Here is a 12,709-nt window from a genome sequence, read left to right on the forward strand (position 1 = left end):
CGGCTAGGTCCGTAGTATATAATAAGTTTACTATGACCGCGCATAACAGCATAACGCCGCCTGGTCTCTATATCGTAGAAGGGAAGAAGCAGGGTGAAGATGAAGCTTCCGGCCAGCTCGTTTCAGAACAAGCTTATGCTATCGTATCTCGTCATTATTTTAATTCCCGTTTTGTCCGCGCTGTTTATATTGGGGCTCGATTTTTACAACCAAACGAAGCGCAGCTACGAAGATATTATGAATCAATTGAACAAGCGGACCAACCTGATCGTATCCGATTTTTTTTCCAACATATCGCGTTATTCTTATTTTTATTTGACGGATAACCGCTTGAAGCGGATTTTGGAGAAGAAGAACGTGCAGAGCAATCTGGAATTTATCGACGACGCCAACTATATGCAGCAAGCGATGGATCAGAACCTGCTGATGAACGGGCAGCTCGTCGGCATTTCGGTCACGGGCGTTAATGGAAGGGTTTACAGCAGCACCGGCGCCAATACCGGATACCTTGACAAGCTGCTCGGCGAACTGCCTGCGGATAAACTGCGGAAGGGCAAAATTATTGTCACCAACGCTTATGAAAGCAATATTGTCAGCAATCAAGGGAAGGTCGTTTCCGTGCTGCGTTACTTATCGGATTTGGATCATGTGAAGGGGCAGGACGTCTACGCGAAGCTGGACATCAAGTTTAAGGTCATCGAGAATCTGTTCGGGGGGATTTCGGGGTCCAACAGCGAGGTGGGGACGATTGTGTTTGCAGGCGATAAACTGATTTACAACACGGCGGAATATTCGTTCGACGGCGAGGCGGTCAGCAAGATTATGGCGCAGTTTACAAAAGGCGGGGAGCATGAGAACCGGCTGGTGCAATTGACGTTGGGCGGCGAGAAGTATATGTTTACGGCGACCTGGAACGACATTACCGGCTGGTCGATCATCCAGTTTATCCCGTCGCGAGTCATTGACAACGCATTCAGCAAAAACGTAGGAAGGTACGTATCGATCAGCGTGCTCTGCGTGGCCGCTGCCGTCGCTCTGGCAGTGTTATTCTCCCGGCGTCTGCTGCAGCCGATTCACAATTTGATCAAAGCGATGAAGATCGTCGATTCCGGGTCGCTGGATCAAATGCTTGCCGACGAGCAGCGCAAGGATGAGATCGGCAAGCTGATTCAGAGCTATAACGTGATGATCGCGAGATTGAAGGAGAGCCGGGAGAAGGAGCGCAGAGCCGGAGAGCTGCAAAAACAAGCGGAAATGGGGATGCTGCAGGCGCAAATTAACCCGCATTTTCTGTACAATACGCTGAACACGATGCATTCCATTGCGGAGCTGCACCGCTTCGAGCCGATTTCGGTTATGGCCCGCTCGTTATCCGGCATGTACCGTTACAATCTGAAGTCCAAGGACAGAGTGACGGTGCGCATGGAGCTTGAGCAAATTAACAACTATATACGCATCCAGCAAATCCGGTTCGTCGATAAATTCGACGTGAAATACGAGATCGATGAAGCGATAGCCGACTATCGCATGCTGAAATTTTTGCTGCAGCCGATCGTTGAAAATTCGTTTCATCACGGTCTTGAGCCCAAAGGGGGGAAAGGGACGCTGGTCTTGTCCGTCCGCAAGCAGGGCCATACGCTGCATATCAAGATTCAAGACGACGGCGTAGGGATGAGCGAGCGGCGGCTGGAGGAGCTGAACCGTTCGTTGCGGCAAGCCGATGGAGCGGAGCCTTCTCAGGGGAACCGCCATATCGGACTGAGCAATGTGAGCGCGAGGATCAAGAATTTTTACGGAGAAGATTACTGGCTGCGGATTACTTCCCGGCTGCATGAAGGGACCTGTGTGGAAATGCTGATTCCGGCGGATAAGGAGGAGGATACGAATGAGAATCCTAGTCGTTGACGACGAATATTACGCGCGCAAGGCGCTGCTGCAGACGATCCGGGATTGGGACCCCGAAGCGGCCTTGGACGAAGCCGAGGACGGGGAAGAGGCGCTGGGGAAATTGCGCGCGCAGCCGTACGAGCTGCTCTTCTCGGATATTCGCATGCCGAAGCTGGACGGGCTGCAGCTCGCTGCCGCCGTTCACAGCGAATTCCCGTCCGTATTCAATGTGATTATTAGCGGCTATGACGATTTTCAATACGCACAAAAAGCGATCGTATACCAAGTGAAGGATTATCTGCTTAAGCCGGCGGACAAGACGGCGATATGGTCCATACTGGAGAAAACGCGGGCCTGCACGGAGCAGGCTGAGCAGGAAGCGATCAGGCAGCGCTTGGGCGACCTGCTGTATACCGAAAATGCGGACGGGATTCATGCCGCTGATTTACCGCCGCTTGCCTGCTACCGGACGGTTATCGCTCAAGCGGACGATCTGCAAGAAGCGAGATTGGTCCGCTTTCTGCAGGAAATCTTCGGTGCGAAGGCGGCGCCCGTCTATGCATTCCGCGACCGGCGATACCCGGACCGGATCGTTGCGGTGTGGGCGGGCGAGACGCCGTCCGCCGATGCGAGCCCGGGCTGGCCGGCTAAATGCCAAGCGGCGTTCAGGAAGCTTGCGGGGGAAATCGGCGGCCCCGTATTCATCGGCATCAGCGCCGCGCACAGCGCCCCGGAAGAGCTGTGCGCCTCGTACCGGGAGGCCAAGTCTGCGGTTTTGTACAAGTTTTTTGGCGAGGACGGCCGCGGGATATTCATCTTCGAGGAGGTGTCCCGGAACAAGCGGTACAATTACGAGCTGCTGGACGAGCTGCTGCCGCCGCTGTACAACAAGTTAATACGGGGCCAACAGGACGAAGCTGCGGCGATTGTGGACCGGCTGTTATCGGCGGCCATCGAGTCCGGGATGTCGGTTCATGCGCTGGCAAGCACTTGCTCCAAAATCATCGCGGCGTTCAATTCGGTCATTGAGCATATCAACGAGAATCATTCCGAGTCTGTCCCTTATCTCGAACCGGCCGATTTGCATCAATTCCGCGATGCACGGGAGCTGCGGACCTATTTTGACCGGAAGCTGGTTCTGCTCGGGGAGCGGATCGCCTCGTTGCGGAAAAAAGAAGACGTGGTCGAGCTGATCAAAGACTATGTGGAACGAAATTACCGGTATAACATTATGCTGGACGATATGGCCAAAAACATGTTTTATACCGACGCTTCCTATCTCAGTCGGCTGTTTAAGAAAAAAAACGGGACGAGCTTCTCCCAGTTCCTTCTGTCGGTCAGAATGAGAAACGCCAAAAAGCTGCTGGAAACAAGCACCGCGCTCACGGTTGCGGAGGTCGCCAACGCCGTCGGCTTCAACGATTATTCGTATTTTATTCAAATGTATAAAAAGTTTTACGGGGAGACGCCCGGGCAAAGCAAGAAACGAGAGCAAAGCTGACAAGGGGAAGGAACATGACGCCAACGATACGTTGTATAATTGCACTTATTTTCGTTATGATGACGGCCGGCTGCTCGCCGTCTCCCGAGCCGCAGCAGCCGGCCGCTCCGCGCGTAACGCTGGAGCTGCTGTCCAATAAAGGCGATACGGCGGAGGCGGTAGATCAGATCATCGCCGCCTTCGAAGAGCGGCATCCTCTTGTCAAGATCGAGCAGGATGCGCCTCCGAATATGCTGAAAGTGTTATCCATGCGCTTTTCTACCGATACGGCTCCGGACCTGTTTACCGTGTATCCGTCGGCTCCGAGCATACGCCAGCCCATCAAGGAGGGGTATTTGGAGGATTTGACGGGAGATCCGTTATTGCAGCGCGTGAAGCCGGAATTTATCGAGTTCAGCCAGACGCAGGGACGAAATTACGCGATTCCTTATGCGCTGGAGGGCTACGGAATTATTTACAACACGGCGATATTCCGCGATTTGAACTTAAGCGTGCCGCAAACGTACGCGCAGCTGATTCAAACCGCCGAGACGCTGAAATCGGCCGGCATTACGCCGTTTCTGTTCCCGGATCAGGACTACGCTTACTTGCGAAAAGTATCGGCCGTATTGCTGGGCTTGGACGATCCGGACATCATTCCTTATTTCGAAGACGTTATTGCCGGCAAGCGGCATATAACGGACAGCCCGCAGCTGCTGCGGCTGGCCCAAAAAACGCTGCAGCTGCGACAGTATGGACAGCGAGATTCGCTGGGCACCTCCAACGAAACCGCCGTTCACGATTTTGCGGACGGCAAGGCGGCGATGTTCTTCACCGGGATGTGGGAAGTGAGCACGATCAAACGGCTGAATCCCGGCATCGATGTCGCCATGTTCCCGTTTCCCGCCGACAACCCGGACGATACGCGGGTCGCGATGCAGGTGGGAACGGCCTTCGGCATTCCTCGGAATTCGAGAACGGCGGTGCAGGCCAAGCAGTTTCTGGAGTTTATGACCACCCGGGAAATGGCGCAGCTGTTCGCCGACGAAACCGGGAATATCTCGATCATACAAGGAGTCGAGCACCGCGTGAAGGAGAACAAGGGCATCGCCGATTACGCGTTGGCGGGCAAATTGTTCCGTGCGGCCGATTCGCCGTGGACGCCGTCCATGCAGGACGATTTCGGCAAAGCGGTGCAGGGGCTTATAGCCGGAAACGATACGAAGACGCTGATGCAGAAGTCGGAAGATATTTTCTATAACGCCGATAAGTGAAGGAAAGGGTAGCGGACGAGCCGTTATCCTTTTTTTTGCTGAGATGACAGAGCTTAGCGATTTCAAGGCTAATTTGTCTATCCACATATTTCTCATATGCGCGAAGTCAGTTTATTCATATCCATGGAAAACGCAAATTGTTAGGATTGTAAGCGTAACCAAAACAATATAACCATGGGGGTAACGCAGATGAAACAAAGACGCGCATGGCAGCAAATCGCAGCTCTGGGAACCGTCGTAGCCTTATCGACGACCGCAGCCTGCTCGAACGGAGGAGAGCCGGCCAAAGGGGCGGCGGACGGCGGCGGACAAAAGGTCAAGCTGGAGCTGTTATCCAACAAATCGGACGTAACGGATACGCTGAACAAAATTATCGCCAAGTTTCACGAGCAAAATCCCGGCATTGAAATCGAGGTCAACGCGCCGCCGAATATGCTGAAGGTGCTGGCGATGCGGATCGCCAATAACGATGCTCCGCCGTTGTTCACGGTCTATCCGTCGGCTCCGAGCATGCGCCAGCCGGTGAAGGACGGCTACTACGCCGATCTGACGGGCGATGCCGAATTGTTCAAAAACGTCGTGCCGAGCTTCGTCGATTTCAGCAAGACGCTCGGGAAAAACTACACGGTGCCTTACGCGTTGGAAGGATACGGCGTAACGTATAACGTCGATATGTTCAAGGAGCTTGGACTGAGCATTCCCAAGACGTATGCGGAATTGATTCAGGTCGCGGAAAAAATCAAAGCGGCCGGCAAGACGCCGTTCCTGTTTCCGGATAAAGATTACGCGATCATACGCCAAACCTCGGCGGCTTTCCTCGGCCTGGACATTCCCGACGCCAGCCAATATTTCGACGATGTGATCAACGGCAAGAAGCATATCGCAGACAATCAGGAGGTTCGCAAGGTCGCTCAAAAAATAGTCGATCTCCGCAAATACGGGCAAAAGGATTTGCTCGGCACCTCCAGCGATAACGTCGTCAGGGATATGGCCGCAGGCAAAGGCGCGATGTTCTTCCACGGCATGTGGCAGGCTGTCGCGATTAAGAAAGCCAATCCGAATATGAACGTCGATATTTTCCCGTTCCCTGCGGAAAAAGCGGAGGATACGAAGGTTGCGATGCAGGTGGGCACGGCGCTCTCCATCCCGAAAGACGGCAAATACAATAACGAGGCCAAGAAATTTATGGAATTTTTTGCGACGACGGAGATGGCGCAGATGTACGCGGATGAAACGGGCAATATTTCGGTTATTAAAGACGTCAAGCCGAATTACAAGGAGAATAAAACGCTGGCCGAGTACGCTTTATCCGGCAAGCTGTACCGGGCTGCGGATTCCGCCTGGACGCCGGCGATGCAGGACGATTTCGGCAAGGCGACGCAGGAGCTGATCGGCGGGGGCACGATTGACGATTACATGAAGAGACTGGAAGAGATTTTCTACAATAAAGGAAACTGATGAGCGTCTTACATCATAGGTTTGGAGGATGACAGAATGGAAGCGATCCATAGGGCGCAGAGTCGGCCGGCAGGCTCCAAGAGCACGGGACTGCGATCGAAGAAGCTGACGGTTTATGTGTTGTTTACTTTGCCGGCGCTTCTCTTGTACATCGGATTCTTTTTTTACCCGACGCTGATGGGGTTCAACTACAGCCTGACGAATTGGGACGGCATGGCGCGAACGTATCGTTACATCGGCCTGGACAATTACGCCGCCATATTTCGGGACAGCCGTTTTCTCCATGCGCTGCAATTTACGTTCAAGTACACGCTGATCGTCGTTATCGTCAAGACGGCGATCGCTTTGGGCCTGGCCATGCTGTTAACGAGCGGCATCCGTATGCGGGGGTTTTTCCGCTCGATTTACTTTTTTCCCGCCGTGCTCAGCCTGATTACGATCGGCTTGATTTTTAACGAAATTTTCTTTACGATCCTGCCGAAGCTGGGCGAATCTCTGGGCATCGAAGTGTTATCGAGGAATATACTGGGCAATAAGGACACGGCGCTTTACGGCATCTTGATCGCTAACGTGTGGCACGGCGTCTCCGTTCCTATGGTCATTTTCATGGCCGGGCTGTCGAGCGTGCCGAAGGATTTGCACGAAGCGGCGACGATCGACGGAGCATCGCGTACACAGCGATTTTTCTCCATTACGTTTCCTTTTTTGATCCCGATGCTGAATGTAAATCTGGTGCTATTGATTAAAGGCGGGCTCACCGTATTCGACTCCATTGTCGCCATGACCGACGGGGGACCGGGAACGTCGACCGAATCGATCGGCTTTCTGATCTACAGGCACGGTCTGCTTGAAAATAAATTCGGCTACGCTACGGCGGAATCGATCTTTATTTTTGCCTTGATCGGATTGATCTCCTTCATTCAGATGAAATGGCTGGGGAAAAAGGAGGTCGGTCAGCAATGAAGGAAGGGCGTATCGTTCAGGCTATCCAATATACCGTCCTCGCGCTGGGCGCGATTCTCGTTCTGATTCCGATGTATTTGACGGTCAATCTATCGTTCAAGACGCAGATGGAGTCGGCCCAAAGCTTTTTTGCTCCGCCGTCCGGCCTGTTTCTCGGCAATTTTGCGGCGGTGATGAAAGGGAAGTTCTGGATTCATATGGGCAATTCCGTGATGATCACGCTGGTATCGATGCTGTTCATCATGATTCTCGTCCCGATGGTATCGTTCGCCATTTCCCGAAACTTCAAGCGCGGATATTTCAAGTTCGTCTTTTACTTTATTCTCTCCGGCATCTTCGTTCCGTTTCAGGTCATTATGCTGCCGGTGCTGAAGCATATGTCGAGCATGCATTTGTTAAACCAGATGGGGCTCATCATTATGTACGTCGCGCTTTCGTTTACGCAAGGCATTTTCTTAAGCGTTGGTTTTCTAAAAAATATCCCGCTCGAGCTGGACGAAGCTTCGACGATCGACGGCTGCGGCATCGTGCAAACGTTCGTCCGCATTATTTACCCGCTGATGCTGCCGATTATCGTGACGATCGTCACGCTGAACAGCCTGTGGATATGGAACGATTTCCAGCTGCCGCTCATTTTGCTGAATCGAAGTCCCAACTACTGGACGCTGCCGTTATTTATTTATAATTTCAAAACGGATTACGGCTTCGATTATAACGTCGCTTTTGCCGGATTTCTGATCACCATGCTGCCGATCATTGTGCTGTACGGATTTATGCAGCGCTATCTGATAAGCGGCTTGACGGAAGGAGCTTTGAAATGAGAGATGCCGGGAATGAAAGGCCGATCAATGCCGAACAGAAGCTGCCCCGGTCCACGCCGGAGGAGCAAGGGGTCGCCGCCTCCGGCATCGCCGGATTTCTGTCCGCTGTGGAAGCGAAACGGCTGGAGCTTCACGGTCTGATGATCGTTCGTCACGGGCATGTCGTAGCCGAAGGCTGGTGGGCTCCGTACAACTCGGAGCAGCCTCATATGCTGTTCTCCTTATCGAAGAGCTTTACCTCGACTGCGGTCGGATTCGCCGTCGCCGAAGGACTGCTGACGGTGGAGGACAAGGTTGCCTCCTTTTTTGCCGGGCAACTGCCGGAGCCTCTGGATGAACGGCTTGCGGCCATGCGCGTCAAAGATTTGCTGACGATGAGCGCCGGGCATGCAAGTCCGATTATGGGCGGAGAATGGCGCCGGACGGAAGGCGATTGGGCGCGGTATTTCCTATCGAGACCGATGGACCACGCGCCGGGCAGCCGGTTTATGTACAACAGCGGAGCGACGTATATGCTGTCGGCCATCGTTCAGAAGGCTGCAGGTCAAACGCTGCTCGATTATTTGCTGCCCCGGCTGTTTCAGCCGCTCGGCATCCGCGTATCCGGCTGGGATACTTGTCCCTCCGGCATTAATACGGGGGGCTGGGGATTGAGCCTGACCACGGAGGATTTGGCCAAGTTCGGACAGTTCTATTTGCAAAAAGGCGTATGGCGCGGTAAGCGGCTGCTGCCCGAAGCATGGATCGAACAAGCGACGTCCTGCCAAATTGCCAACAGCGCCGGAGAGCGGATCGATTCCAGGCAAGGTTACGGATACCAGTTTTGGCGCTCTCGCCATAATTCGTACCGTGCCGATGGGGCGTTCGGGCAATTTTGTATCGTCATGCCGGAGCAGGACGCCGTTATTGCGATCCATGGAGGGCTGTCGGACATGCAGGGAGTCATGGATTCGCTCTGGGAGCATCTGCTGCCGGCGATGTCGGAAGAGGGGCGCCTTCCCGGTGATCGAGTGGCCGAGGCGGCATTGCGCGATAAGCTTCAGCGGCTGGCATTGAGCTTGCCTCGGCTGCAGACGGATTCTCCGCTTGCGGCCCGAATATCGGGTAAGCGGTACGCGTTCGGCGCCAATCCGCAGCGAATCGAATCCGTTACGTTTGAATTCGGGGAGCACGGCTACCGGTTTCATCTAACGGATCACAGGGGAACGCACCGGATCGATTGCGGCTTGGGGCAGTGGCACACCGGAGTGACAACGATGACCGGGGGCGAGCTGCATCACCGGTATGAGCCGGATACGCTGCGGGTGGCGGCGAGCGCTGGGTGGCGGGACGATGCTGCGCTTGTCATGACATGGTGCTTCGTAGAGACGCCGTTCACCGATACGGTCGTCTGCCGGTTCGAAGGGGGCCGGCTTCGCTTGGAGCGCTCCGTTAATGTGAATAGCGGGGAGACGGAGCTGCCGGTCGTATGGGGCGAGCTGGTGTGAGAGACTGCGCTGCGGCGCCTTTGACGGCTGCCTCCCCGAGCTGTCGATGCCTGCGCTATTAGTAATGATTGTATCACCGAAGAAGAGCCGCCGGCTAAAGCCTGCGTCTGCATGTTTAGGGTGAGCCTAAGCATGGGGGTGCAGCTTAAGTCCGGCGGCTCTCTTATGTACGCAAATTCGAAGGTAAATGAAGGAATTTTGCTCATTGACGATTTGGGGGGAGAATTGCTATAATCAACTTAACGTTATATGGTCTGACGTTAAGATGAAATGAATATCCGAAAGTGGAGGGGATTTTAGTATGGCGGTATTCACGGAACATGTTAAAACCTACGAGCTGTATATTAACGGAGAATTCAGAGCTTCGACAAACCCGGAAATGTTAACGGTTACAAATCCGGCGACGGGAAACATCATCTCGCAAGTGCCGAACGCGACGATCGAGGAAACGCGTGAGGCGATAGCGGCGGCCGAGGCGGCGCAGCGGTCGTGGGAGAAGCTGCCGGCCGTCGAGCGGGGCAGGTATTTGCGGCAAATCTCGCAGAAAATACGGGAGAACGCGGAGGAGCTGGCGCTGACGATTTCGCGGGAGCAGGGGAAGATTCTTAGCCTGGCGACGGTGGAAGTTCATTTTACGGCGGATTATATCGACTACATGGCCGAATGGGCGAGACGGTACGAAGGGGAAATTATCCAGAGCGACCGGCCGAACGAGCAGATCTTTATGTTCAAGTCGCCGATCGGCGTCGTCAGCGGCATCCTGCCCTGGAACTTCCCGTTCTTCCTGATCGCGCGCAAGCTCGCGCCGGCGCTGATCACGGGCAATACGATCGTCGTCAAGCCGAGCGCGGAGACGCCGAACAACGCGTTCGAATTCGCGAAGCTGGTCGCGCAGACGGATTTGCCGAAGGGCGTGTTCAACCTCGTCTCGGGCAGAGGAAGCACGGTCGGGCAGGAGCTGTCGTCGAATCCGAAGATCGGGATGGTCAGCTTCACGGGAAGCGTGGAGACGGGGTCGCGGATTATGGCGGCGGCAGCGGAGAATATCATCAAGGTGTCGCTGGAGCTGGGGGGCAAGGCGCCGGCGATCGTGATGGACGACGCGGACTTGGATCTGGCGGTCGAAAGCGTCAAAAACTCGCGGATTATCAATACCGGGCAAGTATGCAACTGCGTGGAGCGGGTCTATGTGCACGAGCGCATCGCGGAGCAATTCATCGAACGGCTCGGGCGGGCGATGAGCGAGGTCACCTACGGCGATCCGATCGCGGAGAACGTCGATATGGGACCGCTGGTTAGCGAGCAAAGCCTGGCGTCGGTGGAAGCGATGGTCAACCGGGCGATCGCGGAAGGAGCGCAGGTCGTTACGGGAGGAAAACGGTCGTCGCGCGCCGAAGGTTATTATTACGAGCCGACCGTGCTGGTGAACGTGAAGCAGGATTCGGAGATCATGCAGAAGGAAATTTTCGGCCCGGTCGTTCCCGTAATGACGTTCCGCGATTTGGACGAAGCGATCGAGCTGGCGAACGATTCGGAATTCGGGCTAACTTCGTCGATCTATACGCAAAATCTGGACATTGCGATGAGGGCGTGCCGGGAGATCAAATTCGGGGAAACGTATATTAACCGGGAAAATTTCGAGGCGATCCAGGGCTTTCATAACGGCTGGAGAAAATCGGGCATCGGCGGAGCGGACGGCCGGCACGGACTGGAAGAGTTTTTGCAAACCCGGGTCGTCTATCTGCAGTACGATTTGAACAAGAAATAAGCTTTTATTTCGCTCTTGGTTGTAAGCGTTTCCCTTTATGTTGATCTGTAAAAACCGTGGAGGTGCCGGCAAAATGAAAGCTTCTCAGATGGAAGAATCTTTAGCGAAGAAATATAAACAGCCCAAAGGGGTAGAGCAGTTCGGGATTGAAGCCGTATCGGATGAGCTGAGGACGGTCCGCTGGTGGGACACCTTTCTTATCGTATTGAATTTTATCGTCAATCCGGGGACCATTGTCATCAGCGGCTCTTTGATCGCTGCGGGGATGTCGTTCTGGGAAGCGATTTTGACCGGCTTCTTCAGCATTGTCATCGGCTTCTCCGTCTATCTTGTCGCGGCGACGGTCGGGGTCGATTACGGCATCCCCGGATTGGTCAGCCTGCGCAGAGTGTTCGGAATTCGCGGTTCCTGGATCGCTTCCGGCTTAAGAGCGGTGTCCAGCGTCTACTGGTTCGCCTTCCAGACTATCGCCGGGTCGATCGGGCTGTCGGCCGTGCTGGAGGCGCTCATGCATCGGCCGGTCAATCTCGCCGTCATCAGCGTTGTGTTTGCTTTGTTCCAGGTAGCGGTGGCAACTGTAGGGTATAATTCGTTAAAAATTTTATCGCGATACACTTTCGTGCTGAAAATAGTATTTTCCATTATTTTGATGGTCGTGCTGATGAATTACCCGCAAGCTTCGTTCCATCCTTCCGCCGTATTCTCCTTCGCGACCGGAGAAGGGGCGAAGTGGGGGCTGATCGCGCTATGGTCTACGGGGATGGCGGCCGCCTGGTTTTCCAACTTTACGGATGCGGCCGACTTTTGCCGGTATTCCAAAACCCGCGTCGATATGTGGATCGGCACGTTTCTGGCGGCGGTGATCGGGCAGATTATTTGCTCCTTCGTAGGCGGCTACGCAGTGGCGGCAGTGCTCGGAAAAAGCAGCAACGCGTTCGATGTCATCGTTCAAACGGCCAACGGCGCCGTCTGGCTGCTAATTCTGATCTTCGTCTATATCGTCATGGATAACTGGACCATCAACGTGCAGAATCTGTACACGGGGGGCCTTGCGATCAGCAATATTTTTACCTCTTTAGGCCGATTCTGGGGTACAATTATCGTCAGCGGGTTCGGCGTGTTCTTATCGCTGCTGCCCCAGCTTGTCAACGGGTACATCGGATATATGTCGGTGCTCGGCGACTTATTCGCGCCGATGGGGGCCGTCTTCGTCGCCCATTACCTGATCTTCTCGCGGGGGAGAATCAATGTTCCTGCTTTATACGACAGGAGCGGACAATATTGGTATTGGAACGGCTTCAACTGGATAGCGTTCTTCTGGATGGTGGTCGGTTACTTCATTAACAAAAGTATTCCCCAAAGCATGTTGAACATCGTCTGCACGACGGTCATCGTCGGCTTTCTATATTGGCTGAGCGTCGCCATCATCCGCAAAAAATCCGCTGCGCTGCTTCATGCAATCGAGCATCAACCGAAAAGCCATCAAGAAAGCGGCGGTATCGGCAGCTCGACCAACATCCATTTGACTTAATTCGAAAGGCGCCCTTCATACCGCGGAGAACGGGTGAAGG

General features: G+C 54.2%; 9 protein-coding genes. All 9 read left to right on the top strand.

Going from position 1 to position 12,709, the window contains the following annotated elements:
• Positions 1-99: 99 nt before the first annotated feature.
• The 9 genes from N0M98_RS28020 (at position 100) to N0M98_RS28060 (ending at position 12,669) form a co-directional block, all read left to right on the top strand.
• A complete protein-coding gene (locus N0M98_RS28020; RefSeq protein WP_249866155.1) occupies positions 100-1,905 on the top strand; it encodes a sensor histidine kinase in 1,806 nt (601 codons plus the stop codon).
• Positions 1,886-3,388 (top strand): response regulator, encoded by a 1,503-nt coding sequence (locus tag N0M98_RS28025; protein ID WP_249863656.1) that lies wholly within the window; start codon positions 1,886-1,888, stop codon positions 3,386-3,388. The genes N0M98_RS28020 and N0M98_RS28025 overlap by 20 nt, the downstream gene beginning before the upstream one ends.
• Before the next feature lie 14 nt (positions 3,389-3,402).
• Positions 3,403-4,641: an ABC transporter substrate-binding protein gene (locus N0M98_RS28030; protein ID WP_249863655.1), complete on the top strand. Its 1,239-nt coding sequence runs from the start codon at positions 3,403-3,405 to the stop codon at positions 4,639-4,641.
• A 189-nt stretch (positions 4,642-4,830) separates the two neighbouring features.
• Positions 4,831-6,099, top strand: a complete 1,269-nt coding sequence (locus N0M98_RS28035) for an ABC transporter substrate-binding protein (RefSeq protein ID WP_249863654.1) — start codon at positions 4,831-4,833, stop codon at positions 6,097-6,099.
• 36 nt (positions 6,100-6,135) lie between these two features.
• Positions 6,136-7,062 (top strand): carbohydrate ABC transporter permease, encoded by a 927-nt coding sequence (locus tag N0M98_RS28040; protein ID WP_249863653.1) that lies wholly within the window; start codon positions 6,136-6,138, stop codon positions 7,060-7,062.
• Positions 7,059-7,883, top strand: a complete 825-nt coding sequence (locus tag N0M98_RS28045; protein WP_249863652.1) for a carbohydrate ABC transporter permease — start codon at positions 7,059-7,061, stop codon at positions 7,881-7,883. Before N0M98_RS28040 ends, N0M98_RS28045 begins: the two co-directional genes overlap by 4 nt.
• Positions 7,880-9,370 (top strand): serine hydrolase domain-containing protein, encoded by a 1,491-nt coding sequence (locus tag N0M98_RS28050; protein WP_249863651.1) that lies wholly within the window; start codon positions 7,880-7,882, stop codon positions 9,368-9,370. The genes N0M98_RS28045 and N0M98_RS28050 overlap by 4 nt, the downstream gene beginning before the upstream one ends.
• Positions 9,371-9,671: 301 nt before the next feature.
• Positions 9,672-11,138, top strand: a complete 1,467-nt coding sequence (aldA, locus tag N0M98_RS28055; protein WP_249863650.1) for an aldehyde dehydrogenase — start codon at positions 9,672-9,674, stop codon at positions 11,136-11,138.
• A gap of 73 nt (positions 11,139-11,211) precedes the next feature.
• Positions 11,212-12,669 carry a purine-cytosine permease family protein gene (locus tag N0M98_RS28060; protein WP_259619820.1) on the top strand — a complete coding sequence of 486 codons (1,458 nt, stop codon included), beginning with the start codon at positions 11,212-11,214 and terminating at the stop codon, positions 12,667-12,669.
• Positions 12,670-12,709 lie beyond the last annotated feature (40 nt).

Origin of the sequence: Paenibacillus doosanensis (assembly GCF_025060755.1) — a bacterium.
GTDB lineage: Bacteria > Bacillota > Bacilli > Paenibacillales > NBRC-103111 > Paenibacillus_S > Paenibacillus_S doosanensis.